This is a genomic window from Caballeronia glebae (assembly GCF_001545035.1).
GTDB classification, from domain to species: Bacteria; Pseudomonadota; Gammaproteobacteria; order Burkholderiales; family Burkholderiaceae; genus Caballeronia; species Caballeronia glebae.
Genome location: NZ_FCOJ02000023.1, coordinates 46,542 through 63,328, shown reverse-complemented (window position 1 = coordinate 63,328; position 16,787 = coordinate 46,542). Strand labels below are relative to the sequence as shown.

The following is a 16,787-nucleotide window of genomic DNA, read 5'->3' as shown; positions in this document are numbered from 1 at the left end:
CTCAACCCGACGACGCCTCCCGAAAATCCGCGCCGATAATGTCGATGCGATCCGTACAGATCGCATCGACGCCCCATTGCGCGAGCAACTGCGCGCGCGCCGGGTCGTTCACCGTATAGGCGAGAATGCGCAAGCCGGCATCCTTGATTTGCGCCACGAGCGCTTCATCGAGCGTGCGATGGTTCGCGTGAAGCGACACGCACGACAACGCCGAAGTCTGTGCGCGCCAGTTCGCGGGCACGCGCTCGTAAAGCATGCCTCGCGGAAGATTCGGCGCGACATCGCGCGCGGCTTCCAGCGCCGCATATGAAAACGATGACAACAGCGGCGCGACTTCAGCATCCGCCCACAAGTGCGCCGCCTCACGCGCGACCAGCACGCCGGTTTCGACATCGCGGCCCTGACTCGGCTTGATCTCGATGTTCGCCGCGAGTCCATGCTTCATGCATCGTTCGTACACTTGCACGAGCGTGGGCATACGCGCGTTCGCGAACTCGGCGCTGAACCACGTGCCCGCATCGAGCGCGCGCAATTGCGCGTAGGTCATGGCTTTTGCCGCGCCGCGTCCGTTCGACGTTCGGTCCACCGCGTCGTCGTGCAGCAGGAAGACGATGTCGTCGGCGGAGAGTTTCGCGTCGAACTCGATCATCTTGTGGCCGAAACGCGCGCCCACGTCGATGGCTTCGAGCGTGTTTTCCGGCGCGAGTTTGCCGCCGCCGCGATGCGCGACGATCGCGGGATAAGGCCAGGTTCTCATCGCATCGCCTCCATTAGTTCGCGCGCAGTCCCGTCGCCGGATCGAAGAAATGCAGATGGCGCACGGGCAACGATACGCTCAACCGCTCGCCACGCTGCGGACGATGCTCATGCGGCAAGCGCGCTGCGACATCGTGCTTGCCCCACTTGCCGTGCGCGAGATTGTCCGCGCCGAGCAGTTCGGCCGAATCCACTTCAAGCGCCGCGCTCGGCGCGTTCTCGTTGCCGGGCGTCAGGTGCTCCGGACGAATGCCGACGATCCACTCACGCCCGTGCATCGCGCTCGTGATACCGCTCGCGCCCGCGACCGGCAGCGTCGGACCATTGCCCGCGATCTCGAAAGTAGAACCGTCTTCGGACAGACGGCCTTCGAGCAGATTCATTGCCGGCGAGCCGATGAAGCTCGCCACGAATACCGTGGCCGGGCGTTCGTACACGTCCGTCGGCGCGCCGATCTGTTCAGCATGGCCTTTGTTCATGACGATGACGCGCTGCGCCAGTGTCATCGCTTCGATCTGATCGTGCGTGACGTACAGGCTCGTGGTCGCGAGACGCGCGTGCAGGCGCTGAATTTCGAGGCGCATCTGCACGCGAAGCTTGGCGTCCAGATTCGACAACGGTTCATCGAACAAAAACACGGCCGGCTCACGCACAATCGCACGGCCCATTGCAACGCGCTGCCGCTGCCCGCCGGACAATTCGCGCGGCTTGCGTGCAAGCAGATGTTCGAGTTCGAGGATGCGCGCGGCATTTGCGACACGCGACTCGATGGTCTTCTTGTCCGCGCCGCCAATCTTCAGCGCATACGCCATATTCTGCGCGACGCTCATGTGCGGATAAAGTGCGTAGTTCTGAAAAACCATCGCGATGTCGCGATCCTTCGGTTCCAGCCTGTTCACGACCTTGCCGCCGATTTCGATCGCGCCTTCGGACACGCTTTCGAGTCCCGCGACCATGCGCAACAGCGTCGACTTCCCGCAGCCCGACGGCCCGACCATCACGACGAACTCGCCGTCCTCGATCGCCACGTCGATGCCGTGCAGCACATAGTTCGAGCCGTCGTATGTTTTCTTGACGCTTTTGAGATTCAATGCGGCCATCGATGAAGTCTTCTCCGTTATTTTTCTGAGTCCACGAGTCCGCGCACGAACCAGCGCTGCATCGTCAGGACGACCGCGAGCGGCGGCAGCATCGCGAGCAGCGTCGCCGCCATCACGTAATGCCATTCGGTCGCGGTGTCGCCCGACGCGATCATGCTCTTGATGCCAACCACCGCCGTCTGCAGCGACACTTCGTTGGTGATCAGAATTGGCCAGAGGTATTGATTCCAGCCGTAGATGAACGTGATGACGAAAAGCGCCGCGATGTTCGTCTTCGAAAGCGGCAACACGACATCCCAGAAGAAACGCAGCGCGCCCGCGCCGTCGATGCGCGCCGCCTCCATCAGTTCGTCGGGCAGCGTCATGAAGAACTGGCGGAAAAGGAACGTCGCCGTCGCGGATGCGATCAGCGGCAGCGTCAATCCCGCATACGTGTTCGACAGATGCATCGACGAAACGACTTGCACCGTCGGAAAGATACGCACCTCGACGGGCAGCATCAGCGTGATGAAGATGAGCCAGAACGCAAGGTTCTTCAACGGAAAACGGAAGAATACGATTGCGTACGCGGAGACGATCGACACGGCGATCTTGCCGATCGAAATCACCAGCGCCATCACGAGGCTGTTGAGCAACATGCGGCCGAAGGGCGCCGCCGCGTTGCCGCTGCCGTGCGTCCAGATATACGCGATGTTCTCGAAGAGATGCGTGCTCGGCACGAGCGAGAGCGGCACGCTGAACACTTCCTTCGAGTTCATCGTAGCCGCGCAGAACGCGACGTAGACCGGAAACACGACCAGCGCGACGCCCAGCAAAAGGATCGCGTGACAGAAGATATCGAAGCCGCGACGGTTTTCGATCATGAGTATTGCACCCTGCGTTCGACGAAGCGGAACTGGATCACGGTCAACACGACGACGATGAACATCAGCACGACCGACTGCGCGCCCGAGCTACCGATGTCGAGTCCCTGGAAGCCTTCCGCGAAGATCTTGTAGATGAGCGTCTTGGTCGATTGCGCGGGACCGCCGCCGGTCGCGGCATCGATGACGGGAAAGGTGTCGAAGAACGCGTAGACGAGATTCACGACGAGAAGGAAGAAGGACGTCGGCGACAGGAGCGGCAACGCGATGCCGAAGAACCGGCGCACGGGTCCGGCGCCGTCGATGGCGGCCGCTTCGATCAGCGATTTCGGAATCGCCTGAAGGCCCGCATAGAAGAACAGGAAGTTGTAGCTCACCTGCTTCCACACCGACGCGAGCACGACGAGGAACATCGCCTGAGTGCCGTTGAGCGCGTGATTCCAGACGATGCCCTGTTTGCCGAGCGCATACGTCACGAGTCCGATGCTCGGGTTGAAGAGGAACGACCACAGCACGGCGGCGATCGCGGGCGCGACCGCGTATGGCCAGATGAGCAGCGTCTGATACGCCTTCGCGCCACGCGTCACGCGATCGGCGCATGCGGCGAGCAATAGCGAGATCACGAGTCCCGACACGGTGACGAGCGCGCAGAAGATCATCGTCGTGTTGAACGACGAGAGATAGAGCGGATCGGCGAACAGCTGTTTGAAGTTCGCCAGCCCGACGAACTCGCTCGACGTGCCGAACGCGTCCTGACTTTGCGTGGCCTGCCAGAGCGCTTCGCCCGCGGGCCAGAGAAAGAACAGCGCGGTGATCGCGAGTTGAGGCGCTACGAGCAGATACGGCAAGACGCTCGTATCGAAACGAGACCGTTTTTCCATTCTGAATATCCTGGACGGCGCCCGCGCGTGGAACCAAAGCGCGCGGGCGCGGGGCCTTTAATTGCCGGTTTTCTCGAAGCGGCGCAGCAGTTCGTCGCCGCGCTGCACCGACGCGTCGAGCGCCTGTTGCGGCGTCTTCTTGTCGGCCCAGACCTGCTCCAGCTCTTCATCGACGATCGTGCGGATCTGCGGCATGTTGCCGAGGCGCAAACCCTTCGTGTAGGGCAGCGGCGGCTTGTTCAGCATCTGCTTGATCGCGATGTCCGCGCCGGGATTCTTGGCGTAGAAGCCCTGCTTTTGCGTGAGCTCATACGCGGCTTGCGTGACCGGCAGATAGCCTGTGTCCTGATGCCACTTGGCCGCGACTTCCGGCGTCGACAGATAAGCGAGGAACTTCGCGACGCCCTTGTAGACGGCCGGGTCCTTGCCCGCCAACACCCACAGACTCGCGCCGCCGATGATCGCGTTCTGCGGCGCGCCCTTCACGCTCGCGTCGTAGGGCATCATGCCGACGCCGTAATCGAACTTCGCGAATTTCGCGATGGTCGCGCGCGAGCCGGACGAATTCGTGATGATCCCGCAATCGCCGCTATAGAACTTCGACACCGGTTCATCCTTGCGGCCGACATAGGTGAACGTGCCTTCCTTCGCCATGCCCTGCAGGAACTGGATGTGCGCGACCTGCAGCGGCTTATTGAATTCGAGCTTGGCGTCGAGACCGTCGAAACCGTTGTTCTTCGTCGCGAACGGCGCGGCGTGCCACGCGCTGTAGTTCTCAAGCTGAATCCAGCTCTGCCAGCCCGACGAGTAACCGCACGAGTAACCTGCGGCCTTCAGCTTCTTCGCGTCGGCTTCGACATCGGCCCAGGTCTTCGGCGGCTGATTCGGATCGATGCCCGCTTTCTTGAACGCGTCCTTGTTGTAGTAGAGAACGGGCGTCGAACTGTTGAACGGCATCGAGATCAGATGACCGGTCTTGGCGTCGCTGTAATAACCGGCGATGGTCGGCACGAACGCCTTTTCGTCGAGCGGCACGCCGGCCTGCTTGAATACGTCGGAGACCGGGATGACGGCCTTTTTCGCCTGCATCATCGTCGCGGTGCCGACTTCGTAGACCTGCAGGATCGCGGGCGCATTGCCGCTGCGGTACGCCGCGATGCCCGCCGCGAGCGCCTGATCATACGTGCCCTTGAACACGGGGACGATCTTGTAATCGCTCTGCGACTTGTTGAAATCGTTGGCGATATCGTTCACGCGCTCGCCGAGCGCGGCTTCCATCGCGTGCCAGAACTGGATTTCCGTCGCGGCTTGCGCGGCGGTGCTGACGCCGAAGGCCAGAACGGCCGCGGTCGAGATCGTGCGGAACAAGGGCTTACAGCTCATCGATGAGTCTCCGTCTGAGGATTTCGCGCTTGGAAACGCGCGATATTAGTTGTTGTCGATGACAAACAGTCGTTGATACTCCTTCAATGCATAGCGGTCCGTCATCCCGGCGATGTAATGCGCGATGAGCCGCGCCTGCGAACTGTCGTGGCTCGGCGAAGGCGCGTCGTTCGCCGACTCCTCCGTCACCGGCCCGCGCGCCTGGTAAGCGGGCGGCAAGAGACGCGGATCGTCGGTGAAGGCTTCGAAAAGGCCCGTCACGACGCGCTTCGCCTTGTTGGCCATGCGCATCACGCGATAGTGCCGGTAGAGGTTCTTGAACAGGAAGCGCTTGAGCTGCGCCGCCTGTGCCGCGACTTCGTCGCTATGCGCGACGAGCGCCGGCGCGTTGCGCACATCGTCGAGCGATTGCGGCGCCACGCGTTCGAGATTGCGGCTCGTTGCCTCGATCAGATCGACGATCAACGTGTTGATGATGCGGCGCACGGTTTCGTGAATGAGCCTGCGCCCTTCGATGTCCGGAAACTCCGCGCGCGCCGCATCGAAATGTGTGTGCCAAACGCTCACTTCGGAAAGCTGTTCGAGCGAGATGAGACCGGAGCGCAGGCCGTCGTCGACATCGTGATTGTTGTAAGCGATTTCATCGGCGACGTTGGCGATCTGCGCTTCGAGCGAAGGCTGCTTGCCCGTGAGAAACCGCTCGCCGAGATCGCCGAGCTTGCGCGCATTTTCGCGCGAGCAATGCTTGAGAATGCCTTCGCGCGTCTCGAAGCACAGATTCAGGCCGTTGAACGCGCCGTAGTGCTCTTCGAGTTGATCGACCACCGCGAGGCTTTGCAGATTGTGTTCGAAGCCGCCGTGATCGCGCATGCAGTCGTGCAGCGCGTCCTGTCCGGCGTGGCCGAACGGCGTATGGCCGAGATCGTGCGCGAGCGAGATGGCCTCGACGAGATCCTCGTTGAGCCGCAGATTACGCGCGACGGAACGCGCGATCTGCGCGACTTCGAGACTATGCGTGAGCCGCGTGCGAAACAGGTCGCCTTCGTGATTGACGAAGACCTGCGTCTTGTATTCGAGCCGGCGAAACGCGGTCGAATGCACGATGCGGTCGCGATCGCGCTGAAACTCGGTGCGCGCCGCAGGCGGCGCTTCGGTGAAGCGCCGTCCGCGCGATTGCAACGCGTGCGCGGCATACGGCGCAAGATGCGCTTCGAGCGCGAGCGTCGACGACCCGCCCGGCGGAAGTTGATGTTCTTTGTCGCTCACGGCTGCTCCGCTTCGTCGTGATTCTAGCCGCCGCTCGCGCGGATCAGATGCTCGCTGCGAGCGTCGCGCGCACGGTCTGATCGGGCGCGCTCGTGATCTCGGTCGCGCCGAAGCGGGTCAGCAGAATGAATTTGATTTCACCGGCTTCGGCCTTCTTGTCGACCTTCATCAGATCGACGTAGCGGTCGTCGCCGAGCTTAGGCGCCGTGACCGGCAGCTTTGCCGCCTCGATCACGCGCACGAGACGCTGGCGCGCGGCTTCGTCGAGCTTGCCGAGGCGCACGGAAAGATCCGCCGCCATCACCATGCCGCAACCGACCGCTTCGCCGTGCAGCCATTCGCCGTAGCCGAGACCGGCTTCGATCGCATGGCCGAAAGTGTGGCCGAAATTGAGAATCGCGCGCTGGCCGCCTTCGCGCTCGTCCGACGCGACCACCGACGCCTTGATCTCGCACGAACGCTTCACCGCATGCGCGAGCGCCGCGTCGTCGCGGCGATTCAGCGCGTCGATGTTGCTTTCGATCCAGTCGAAGAATTCAGCGTCCTTGATGGCGGCCGTCTTGATGACTTCCGCGATGCCCGCCGCCAGTTCGCGCTCCGGCAGCGTGCGCAACGCGCCGATGTCCGCGATGACCGCTTGCGGTTGATAGAACGCGCCGATCATGTTCTTGCCGAGCGGATGATTGATGCCCGTCTTGCCGCCCACCGACGAATCCACTTGCGAAAGCAGCGTGGTCGGCACCTGAATGAACGGCACGCCGCGCATGTAGCACGCGGCGGCGAAACCCGTCATGTCGCCGACGACACCGCCGCCGAGCGCGATCAGCGTGGTCTTGCGGTCGGCGCGCCCGGTGAGAAGCGCGTCGAAGATCTTGTTGAGCGTTTCCCAGTTCTTGTGCGCCTCGCCGTCCGGCAGAACGACGGTCGTCACGTTCTTGCCGAGCGGTGCGAGCGCCGCGCGCAACGCGTCGCCGTAGAGCGGATCGACGGTCGAGTTCGTGACGATCGCCACGGACGCGCCCTTGATATGCGGCGCGAAAAGTTCCGTGCGGCCGATCAGCCCCGCACCGATATGAATGGGATAGGCGCGCTCGCCCAGTTCTACGTTGACGGTAATCATGGCGGACATTTGACTTAAGCCGGTTTGACGACGCCGGCGACCTCCAGTTGCATCAGGACCATATTGACGAGCGCGTTCACGGTCGGACGCCCCGTTTCCACGACGAAATGCGCGCATTCGTGGTACAGCGGATCGCGCGCCTTGAAGAGTGTTTCGAGCTTGCCGCGCGGATCTTCAGTCTGCAGCAGCGGGCGATTCTTGTCGCGTCGCGTGCGCTGCCAGAGATCGTGCGGATTGGCGCGCAGATAGATGACGATGCCGCGATTCTTCAGATGTTCGCGATTCTCGGGCCGCAGCACCGCGCCGCCGCCCGTCGCGAGCACGATCCCGTTTCGCTGCGACAGCTCGTCGATGACGTTCGCCTCGCGCTGGCGGAAACCCGTTTCGCCCTCCAGCTCCCATATCACCGGGATGCGGGCGCCCGTGCGCACCTCGATCTCATGATCCGAGTCGATGAAGGAGCGCTGCAGACGGCGCGCAACCGCACGGCCCACGGTGGTTTTACCCGCACCCATGAGTCCGACGAAAAAAATGTTCGCGTTCGCGTGCCCTTCCTGCAACTCTGTTTCCTTCCAGTTCGATGCAATTTGTTCGTGCGGCAGCTTAAGGGCAAACCGCCCGCTTTGTCGAGTCGCGCGGGCCTCGTGACGGGCTTAGCCGCTCGGCGCGATCACATGCGGCGTAATCAATATGACGAGTTCGCTCTTGGAGCTGCGCCGCGTGTCATTGCGAAACAGCCAGCCGATCAGCGGCAACTTCGACAGTCCCGGCACGCCGGTCGTGTCTTCGCGGTCATCGTCGGAATAAATGCCGCCGATCGCCACGGTGCCGCCGTTTTCCACTTCCACGCGCGTCTGAATATGCTTGGTATGGATCGCCGGGCCGTTCGCCGTTTGCTCGCCGAGACTGTCTTTCGTGATGTCGAGATCGAGAATGACGTGGCCATGCGGCGTGATCTGCGGCTCAACCTCCAGTTTGAGCGTTGCGCGCCGAAACTGCACGCCCGACATGCCGTTGCCGACCTTCGCCTGATACGGCACTTCCATGCCCTGCTCGACGACGGACTTCGCGCGGTCCGCCGTCACGACGCGCGGCCGCGAAACGATTTTTCCGCGCCCTTGCGCCTCCAGTGCGCTCAATTGCACGTTGAGCAGCCGCGTGGCCTGCGCGACGAACAACGTAAGCCCGGCCGTCGCCGCGTCGAAACCGTTGATCGGCCCCGCCGACAAATCGTATACCACACCGTCCTTGCCGCCCGCGATCCCGGTCGCCGGATCGCTCTGCGGCGCGACGCCCAGCTTGACGCCGAGATTGCGCGACAGTCCCACCTCGCCTTCGACGATCTTCGCCTCGATCATCACCTGTGGCGTCGCCTTGTCGATCAGCGCGATCAACTCGGCGATCTGCTGGACGCGGGCGTCGAGATCGGTGATGAAGAGCAGATTCGTGCGCGCATCGGAGATGGCCGAGCCGCGTTTCGACAGCACGCGCTGACTACCCGAGCCGGACAGCATCTTGCGGACGTCTTCGGCGCGCGAATAGCGCAGCACGAACGTGCGGCTCGCAAGCGGTTCGAGGTCCGCCGCGCGCGCGTGAGCTTCGAAGCGCAGCTTCTCGCGCGCGGCGAGTTCGGTGAGCGGCGCGACCCAGATCACGTTGCCGTGCCGCTCCATCGCGAGACCGTGGACTTCGAGGAACGTATCGAATGCGCGCCGCCACGGCACCGCGACGAGATTCATCGACACCTGTCCGCGTACCTTTTCGCTCGCGACGATATTCAGGCCCGTGAAGCGCGCGAATGCATGCAGCGCGGCGCTCAAGTCGGCGTTTTTCAGATCGAGGGTGATCGGCTTGCCGTCGTCGCCAGGCGATGCGTTGCTCAGCCGTTCGAGTTTCGGCAAAGGCACGGGCGGGCCTTCCAGCGCTTCCGCCGATTCCGCCGATTCCGCCATTTGCGCTGCGGGCTTTGCGGGCGGAGCGGCCTCCGCGCTTTCCACGACGGGCGTCGCGGGAGCGAGCAGATCGATAGGCTGCGCGTCGAACGATGCGGGTAGCGGCGGAAGCGGCGCGATGCTCGCATCGACGCTATCGGCGGCGAACGCCGGATGCGCCGACAACGACAACGCCGCCACCATTCCCACGAATCTGCCTGAAAGCTTCGCGAACCGGCTCACTTGCGATCCTCCGCGAAGGCCAGCTTGCGCGACATGCCGTCTTCGCGGGCAAGCTCGATCGCGCGCGGCATGACACGCCCGAGCCGTTCGTCGCCGACTTTCTGCCCCGGCGCGAAACTGTCCACATCGCCGCCGCTCTGCAAAAGCGCCAGCGCGCGACGCCGTGCGACGAACGTGCCCACCAGCAGCATGTCGCCTCCCTGAGGAGCGACGTCCGCGCCGCCGAACGGATCGACGACGAACGCGTTCGCGCGCGACGCCGCCGCGGGCGCAACCGCTGGCAACGTTTCGAAGATGTGCAATGTCGCTTCGATGGCGAGCGCGTTCGCCTGTCGTTTGATCTGCACGTCGTCGGGCAGGACGAGTCGAGGCAGACCGGCGAGCGCTTCGAGAAAGCGCCGCATCTCCGCGAAGCTGCCGTCCGCGCGCAGTCTGAGCGCGCGCTCCGGGATCGGCTCGCTTAGCTTCGGCCCGCCGCTCTTGAGCGCGACAGGCTCGATGTCCGCGACGCGCACACCGCTTTGGGCCGCCAGATCCGCGACTGCACGCAACGCGTCGGCGGCGCTCCAGTGCTCCGGCTCCAGGCGGCCCGGGGATGCTCGCGCTCGCAAGTCAGACAATTCGCCGGCAATGCGCGCCGCATCCTGCGCCTTCGCTTGCATCGCCGCCCACGCGGCGCGGCTCGCATCGAGCCGGCTCGTGTCCGACATGCGCCACGCTCGCAGACCGAGCGCGAAGACGAAGAGACCCAACGCGAGCGCGACACACGCGGTCCGACGCCACGACCATTCGTCGAACGGCTTCAGGATGGACCGCGCGCCGCGCGATCGCTTCTTGACGGCAATATTCATCGGAATCGTGCTCATGAGCGTTTCCCCTGCGCTGGCGTCGAAACCGGACGCGCCTGACGCGAAGCCGCTTCATCGCGCGAATGATCCGGCGCGTAACGCACGAGCGCGACGAACTCGAATCGCGCCGAATGCTCGTCGAACGCCGTGGACGCATCGCGCCTAGCCGACGCCGCCGTATTCGCGCGCCGCTTCATCTCGATTACCTCGACCGCCTGCACGCCGCGCAGCCGCTCCAGTCTCTTGAGCCATTGCGAGGCGGCCTGCGAATCGGGCGCAAGCGCGGCAAGTTCGACCTCGTTCGTTCGCTGCGACACACGCTGAAGCGCGACGCCGCGTTGCAAAGGCGCGTCGGCGAGCGCTTCGAGCAGCGCGAGGAAGCGCTCGCGCGGCAACGTCAACGGCTGCGCGGCCTCACGCGCGCGCCGCCGGTCGCTTTCCGCGCGCACGAGCCGGGCGTGTTCGTCGATCTGCGCGCTCGATGCACGCAGCGACGTCTCCAGCGCCACGCGCCTTTCATCCAGACGGGCGCACTCCCACGCGTCCCGGCCCGCCATGGCGCCGACGGCCGCGCAACCTGCCAGCGTCACCGCGCCGATCAGCGCGAGCCGCTGCCGCCGTAACTCACGGCGTTTTCGCGCGCGGTAGGGAAGCAGGTTGAACCCGTCGAGCATGGCGACGCTCATTGCATCACCTCGCGCAACGCCAGACCGAACGCGACCGCGAAGCGCGGCGAATGCTTGTGCGCCGTCGGGATCTCGGCCGCTCCGTTGCAATACGGCGCGGCCTCGAAAGGCAACGCCGCGCAGCCGAAAGTCTTGCCGAGCATGGGAAGCGGAAGGCACGCGTGCGCCATCAACTCGATCTGCCCGCCTACGTAGATGCAATCGAGCGGCGCACGCTCGCCAGCGAGTTCGTGCAACGCGTCGGCGATGCTCCGATGCTCCGGCGCGGGATATCGAACCTCGTCTTCGACGCCGCGCGGGCCGACGAGCCAGCCGTGCAAGCCGACGCTTTCCAGCCAGCAAACGAGATAGCGTGCGTCGGCATCCAGTTCGACGGAACCGGCATGGCGCATCGCGCGCAACGCGGCGGCCGGTTCGCCGTCGATGGCCGATAGCGCGATGCCCGCTTCCGCCGCAGCCTCGACGCGCGCCTCGACGTGCCGCCGCGCCGTCGCCGCGATCGCGACCAGCGCTTCGCCGTTTTCCCGCGTCTGCACCGACCAGTCGACCGCCAGCGCGCCGCGTTCGATGCCCGCCGCGCGCTCGGCTTCCGCGAGCACGGCTGGTTCGAGAAGGCCGCGCGGATCGCCGCCGATCGAGGCCGCGAGCTGCCCGTGGGTGTCGATCAGACGCGCAAGCGGGATCTGCGTCGTGAGCGTCGCCGAAGCGGGCAATCCAATCGCGCAACGCAACGCCCGCCACACGCCGTTTTCCGGCAGGCGCGCGAATGCCTCGCGCAGCGCCGCGACGATAGCCGCGCGATCCACGAAATCGCCGCCGATCACCGCGCCCGACGGCAACGCCACCGACTCCAGATGTTCGACGCACACCGCCGCATTCGCCCGCAATCGTCTGCTCACGATGGCGACGCGCACCGCGTCCTCGCCCACGTCGATGCCCGCCGCGTAGCGCCGCGTAACCGTTAGCAACGTGCCGCGCAGCGTGTTTTCTTGGCTCATGACTACCCCTTCCATTTGGTCGCGCACCGAACCGTTCGGGCGCTTGACGTTGGAAGGATTGTCGCGAGCGTCGAGCGCGGCGAACACTCGGCCGAATGGCTAACGCGCACAACAGAAGGATGCTTCCGCGCACGATCGCGCGTATCTTGAAGACAGCGGTAAACACGTGTGCAGGCGCACACGACGGCCGCGTGCGCTGTAAGCGCCCGGAAAAGTCCTAAAGCCGGGCAGCTATAATCGCGTGATTGTTTTTGGTGGTGCTATGCAATCCTCTTCCCCGTCCAACCCGCCGTCCACACCGCCCGAAAAGCCGAAAAAAGCCAAGCGCCCATGGTGGGCAAGGCTCATGCTCGGATTTTTCGTCAGCGTTTTCGCGCTCGTCGTCTGCGCGGGTCTCGTGCTCGGCTACGCGCTCGTCGTCGCGATGCCGAATCTGCCTACGCTCGAAGCGCTCACGGACTACAAGCCGAAGGTGCCGCTGCGCATCTATACGGCGGACCACGTCATGATCGGCGAATTCGGCGAAGAGCGCCGCAGCGTCGTGCGCATTCAGGACGTGCCGGATCAACTGAAAAAAGCCGTGCTCGCCATCGAAGATGCGCGCTTCTACGATCACGGCGGCGTCGATCTCACCGGCATTCTGCGCGCGGGCTCGGTCGCGCTGACCAACGGCCACGCGTCGCAAGGCGCGAGCACGATCACCATGCAGGTCGCGCGCAACTTCTTCCTGTCGAGCGAAAAGACCTATACGCGCAAGATTTACGAAATGCTGCTCGCGTACAAGATCGAACGCGCGCTGACGAAAGATCAGATTCTGGAGGTCTATATGAATCAGATCTATCTCGGGCAGCGCGCGTATGGTTTCGCGAGCGCAGCGCGGGTCTACTTCGGCAAGGATCTGAAGGACATCTCGCTCGCCGAGGCCGCGATGCTCGCGGGTCTGCCCAAAGCGCCGTCGGCGTATAACCCGGTCGTCAATCCGAAGCGCGCGAAGGTGCGGCAGGAGTACATCCTGCAACGCATGCGCGAGCTGAACTTCATCACGCAGGCCGACTACGAGCAGGCCGCGAAGCAGGCGCTCGTCGTGAAGGGACAGGGCCGTGAGTTCAGCGTGCACGCCGAGTTCGTCGCTGAAATGGTGCGTCAGATGATGTACGCGCAATACCGCGAAGAGGCGTACACGCGCGGCCTGAATGTCGTCACGACAATCGATTCCGCCGATCAGGACGCCGCGTATCGCGCGGTGCGCAAGGGCTTGATGGACTACGAGCATCGGCACGGCTATCGCGGGCCGGAAGGTTATATCGATCTGCCGTCGAACGCGGATGACCGCGAGCAGGCCATCGACGATGCGCTTGCGGAGCATCCCGACAACGGCGAGATCGTCGCGGCGGTCGTGACGTCGGCGAATCCGAAGGAAGTGAAGGCGAGCTTCATCGACGGCAACACGGCAACGATCAGCGGCAGCGATCTGCGCTTCGTGCAGTCCGCGCTCTCCTCGCGCGCGCAGCCGAATTCGCGCATCCGCCCGGGCGCGATCGTGCGGCTCATGAAGGACGACGACGGCCGCTGGATCATCACGCAACTGCCGCAAGTCGAAGGCGCGCTCGTGTCGATGGTTCCGCAGGACGGCGCGATCCGCGCGCTCGTCGGCGGCTTCGACTTCAACAAGAACAAATTCAATCACGTCACGCAGGCATGGCGTCAGCCGGGTTCGAGCTTCAAGCCGTTCATCTATTCGGCATCGCTCGAAAAGGGTCTTTCACCCGCGACCATCATCAACGACGGTCCGCTCTTTTTCAGCGCCGCCGAGACCGGCGGCCAGGCGTGGGAGCCGAAGAACTACGGCGGCGGCTTCGACGGCCCGATGACCATGCGAACCGCGCTGCAGCGTTCGAAAAACATGGTGTCGATCCGAATCCTGAATCATATCGGCACGAAGTACGCGCAGCAGTACATCACGCACTTCGGCTTCGACGCGGACCGGCATCCCGCCTATCTGCCGATGGCGCTAGGCGCGGGGCTCGTGACACCGCTGCAAATGGCGACCGGTTACGCGGTGTTCGCAAACGGCGGGTATCGCGTGAATCCGTATCTGATCGCCGATATCACCGATCCTTACGGGCGCGTCGTGTCGCATCCGCAGCCGCTCGTCGCGCAGCAAAGCGCGCCGCTCGCGATCACGCCGCGCAACGCGTTCGTGATGAACAGCCTGTTGCAGAGCGTCGCGCAGCACGGCACGGCCGCGAAGACGAATCAATTGAAGCGTGGCGATCTCGCCGGCAAGACGGGCACGACGAACGATTCGCGCGATGCATGGTTCGCCGGCTATCAGCGCACGCTCGTGGCGGTCGCGTGGATCGGCTATGACAATCCGCGCAGCCTCGGCGACAAGGAAACCGGCGGCGGTCTCGCGCTGCCGGTGTGGATGGATTACATGGGTCGCGCGCTGAAGGGCATGCCCGAGTACAAGCCGATGATGCCGCCCGATATCACGCCGCTCGGCAACGAGCTGTACTACGACGACATGACGCCGGGCCACGGCTTCGTCGCGACGATCGGTGTCAGTCAGGCGCCGCCGCAGGAAGGCGTGTCCGGTGTGACGACGCCCGCGCCCGAGGTCGGCGAGCAGGAGAAGCAGGACATCATGAATCTGTTCAAGGGGCAGTAAGCTCGCCCTGGAACGTCGCGAAGCGAGCGGACCACGCGGTCCGCTCGCTTTTTTTATGCCTTGAAGCGGATCGGCTCGCCGGCCTGCTCGCTCGAATATTTGCTCAACGTGGCGAAGAATTCGCTGTTGTCGCGCGTGTCGCGCCAGGCGCCATCGACGTATTTGTAGTGGAATCCGCCCGCCTTCGCCGCGAGCCAGATTTCATGTTTCGGCGGCTGCAAGTTGACGATCACCTTCGTGCGATTCTCGAATTCCAGCGTGAGCACATTGCCGCTGCGCTCGAATTCGATATCGGCGTCGGCGTTGTCCACCGCGCGCTCGATGGCCGTCAGCGCGGCCTCCGCCAGCGTCAGGTATTCCTGGTCTGTCATGCTAAACTCCATCGATTAAACGTATAGGGACGGTCATGCGAGTCGTTTTCAGGATGAGCGCGATTGTAGCGGCTTTGAGCATCGGCGCCGCGGCAACACTCTCGCTCGGTGGTTGTGGGCAACGCGGTCCGCTGTATCTGCCAAGAGTGCCGCCGCTACCGCAACGTCCCAACGATCTCCAGAATACGCCGCCTTCGAAAGTCGCTCCGGACAGCGAAACCGCGTCGCGCGCGGGCAGTGTTCCGGACACTTCGGGTCAGCCGCTTTCGCTGTCGCCGGAGAACGAACTGAATACGAGTCCCAACGCTGCATCGGCGCCGAAAGCCGCGTCGTCCGCATACTGATCTCAAGCCTTCGCGCCTCACCGGCGCACTTACGATTTCACGCATGAGTCATTCCGCATTCTATTATGTCGACGGCGTGCTGTACGCCGAGGGCGTCTCAGCCGCGTCGCTCGCGGAGCAGTTCGGCACGCCGCTCTACGTCTATTCGCGCGATGCGCTTACGCGCGCCTACCACGCTTACGCCGATGCCTGCGCCGGCCGCCGTGCGACGGTACACGTCGCGGTGAAGGCGAACAGCAACCTCGCGGTGCTCAACGTGTTCGCGCGCATGGGCGCGGGCTTCGACATCGTGTCGTCGGGCGAGCTCGCGCGCGTGCTCGCGGCGGGCGGCAAGGCGGAAAACACGGTGTTTTCGGGCGTCGGCAAATCGGCGGCGGAAATGCGCGAGGCGCTCGAAGCAGGCGTGAAGTGCTTCAACGTCGAGTCGATTCCCGAGCTGCACGCGCTTAACGAAGTCGCGAAGTCGCTCGGCAAGAAAGCGCCCGTTTCGCTACGCGTGAATCCCGACGTCGACGCAAAAACGCATCCGTACATTTCCACCGGCCTCAAGTCGAACAAGTTCGGCGTCGCGTTCAAAGATGCGCGCGCGACCTACGCGCAAGCGCGCGAGATGGCGAATCTCGATGTGATCGGCATCGATTGCCATATCGGTTCGCAGATCACCGAGATCAGCCCGTATCTCGACGCGCTCGACAAACTGCTCGAACTCGTCGAGCAAATCGAAGCGGACGGCATGAGCATTCGTCACGTGGATGTCGGCGGCGGTCTCGGCATCACCTACGACGACGAAACGCCGCCCGATATCGGCGAGTTCGTGAAGACGCTGCTCGATCACATCGAAAAGCGCGGCCACGGCCAGCGCGAAGTGTATTTCGAGCCGGGGCGCTCGCTCGTCGGCAACGCGGGCGTGCTGCTGACGCGCATCGAGTTTCTGAAGCCGGGCGAGGAAAAGAACTTCGCCATCGTCGACGCCGCGATGAACGACCTCGCGCGTCCCGCGATGTACGAGGCGTTTCATCGCATCGTGCCGGTCGTGAAGCGCGATGAGAAAGCGCACAAGTACGATGTCGTCGGTCCGGTGTGCGAGAGCGGCGACTGGCTCGGGCGCGATCGCGAACTGGCCATCGCACCCGGCGATCTGCTCGCGATCTGCTCGGCGGGCGCGTACGGCTTCGTGATGAGCTCGAACTACAACACGCGTCCGCGCGCCGCCGAAATCATGGTCGACGGCGAACGCGCGCGTCTCGTGCGCGAGCGTGAAGAAGTCACGCAGTTGTTCGCCGGCGAATCGATTCTGCCGGACTGATTCGTCCACGGCGATACGAG

The 16,787-nt window shown here is 63.9% G+C and carries 15 protein-coding genes and 1 pseudogene; 3 read left to right on the top strand and 13 right to left on the bottom strand.

What is annotated here, in order from left to right; translation table 11 throughout:
* Position 1: 1 nt before the first annotated feature.
* From ugpQ to pilM, 12 genes and pseudogenes are all read right to left on the bottom strand, one after another.
* The gene (gene ugpQ / locus AWB82_RS17475; protein ID WP_086969338.1) at positions 2–757 is read right to left on the bottom strand and encodes a glycerophosphodiester phosphodiesterase; all 756 of its coding nucleotides are present in this window, start codon (positions 755–757) and stop codon (positions 2–4) included.
* Between the two features lie 13 nt (positions 758–770).
* Positions 771–1,856, bottom strand: a complete 1,086-nt coding sequence (locus AWB82_RS17470) for a sn-glycerol-3-phosphate import ATP-binding protein UgpC (protein WP_086969336.1) — start codon at positions 1,854–1,856, stop codon at positions 771–773.
* A gap of 17 nt (positions 1,857–1,873) precedes the next feature.
* Positions 1,874–2,719, bottom strand: a complete 846-nt coding sequence (gene ugpE / locus AWB82_RS17465; RefSeq protein ID WP_086969334.1) for a sn-glycerol-3-phosphate ABC transporter permease UgpE — start codon at positions 2,717–2,719, stop codon at positions 1,874–1,876.
* The gene (gene ugpA, locus AWB82_RS17460) at positions 2,716–3,600 is read right to left on the bottom strand and encodes a sn-glycerol-3-phosphate ABC transporter permease UgpA (RefSeq protein WP_086969332.1); all 885 of its coding nucleotides are present in this window, start codon (positions 3,598–3,600) and stop codon (positions 2,716–2,718) included. The genes ugpE and ugpA overlap by 4 nt, the downstream gene beginning before the upstream one ends.
* A 57-nt stretch (positions 3,601–3,657) precedes the next feature.
* Positions 3,658–4,983, bottom strand: coding sequence for a sn-glycerol-3-phosphate ABC transporter substrate-binding protein UgpB (gene ugpB / locus AWB82_RS17455; protein WP_086969330.1), 1,326 nt, complete (start codon positions 4,981–4,983; stop codon positions 3,658–3,660).
* 45 nt (positions 4,984–5,028) lie between these two features.
* Positions 5,029–6,207, bottom strand: a pseudogene (locus tag AWB82_RS17450) (deoxyguanosinetriphosphate triphosphohydrolase); the annotation flags it as partial.
* A gap of 85 nt (positions 6,208–6,292) precedes the next feature.
* The gene (gene aroB / locus AWB82_RS17445; RefSeq protein WP_086969424.1) at positions 6,293–7,369 is read right to left on the bottom strand and encodes a 3-dehydroquinate synthase; all 1,077 of its coding nucleotides are present in this window, start codon (positions 7,367–7,369) and stop codon (positions 6,293–6,295) included.
* A gap of 14 nt (positions 7,370–7,383) precedes the next feature.
* Positions 7,384–7,884, bottom strand: a complete 501-nt coding sequence (locus tag AWB82_RS17440) for a shikimate kinase (protein ID WP_407643009.1) — start codon at positions 7,882–7,884, stop codon at positions 7,384–7,386.
* A 138-nt stretch (positions 7,885–8,022) separates the two neighbouring features.
* Positions 8,023–9,504 (bottom strand): type IV pilus secretin PilQ, encoded by a 1,482-nt coding sequence (locus tag AWB82_RS17435; protein WP_086969324.1) that lies wholly within the window; start codon positions 9,502–9,504, stop codon positions 8,023–8,025.
* Positions 9,505–9,539: 35 nt separating this feature from the next.
* Entirely contained in the window at positions 9,540–10,409 is an 870-nt protein-coding gene (gene pilO / locus AWB82_RS17430) for a type 4a pilus biogenesis protein PilO (RefSeq protein WP_086969322.1), read from the bottom strand.
* Positions 10,406–11,077, bottom strand: coding sequence for a fimbrial assembly family protein (locus AWB82_RS17425; protein ID WP_200818132.1), 672 nt, complete (start codon positions 11,075–11,077; stop codon positions 10,406–10,408). Before AWB82_RS17425 ends, pilO begins: the two co-directional genes overlap by 4 nt.
* A complete protein-coding gene (gene pilM / locus AWB82_RS17420) occupies positions 11,074–12,075 on the bottom strand; it encodes a pilus assembly protein PilM (protein ID WP_086969420.1) in 1,002 nt (333 codons plus the stop codon). The genes AWB82_RS17425 and pilM overlap by 4 nt, the downstream gene beginning before the upstream one ends.
* A gap of 262 nt (positions 12,076–12,337) precedes the next feature.
* Here pilM and AWB82_RS17415 point away from each other — a divergent pair, with 262 nt between their 5' ends.
* Entirely contained in the window at positions 12,338–14,746 is a 2,409-nt protein-coding gene (locus AWB82_RS17415; RefSeq protein ID WP_086969320.1) for a penicillin-binding protein 1A, read from the top strand.
* Between the two features lie 53 nt (positions 14,747–14,799).
* On the opposite strand, the gene cyaY is transcribed toward AWB82_RS17415, so the two are convergent.
* Complete coding sequence (gene cyaY / locus AWB82_RS17410; RefSeq protein WP_086969318.1) at positions 14,800–15,117, bottom strand: iron donor protein CyaY; 318 nt, start codon at positions 15,115–15,117, stop codon at positions 14,800–14,802.
* Positions 15,118–15,152: 35 nt separating this feature from the next.
* Here cyaY and lptM point away from each other — a divergent pair, with 35 nt between their 5' ends.
* The gene (gene lptM / locus AWB82_RS17405; RefSeq protein ID WP_086969316.1) at positions 15,153–15,461 is read left to right on the top strand and encodes an LPS translocon maturation chaperone LptM; all 309 of its coding nucleotides are present in this window, start codon (positions 15,153–15,155) and stop codon (positions 15,459–15,461) included.
* Between the two features lie 43 nt (positions 15,462–15,504).
* A complete protein-coding gene (gene lysA / locus AWB82_RS17400) occupies positions 15,505–16,767 on the top strand; it encodes a diaminopimelate decarboxylase (protein ID WP_086969314.1) in 1,263 nt (420 codons plus the stop codon).
* The last annotated feature ends 20 nt before the right edge of the window (positions 16,768–16,787 follow it).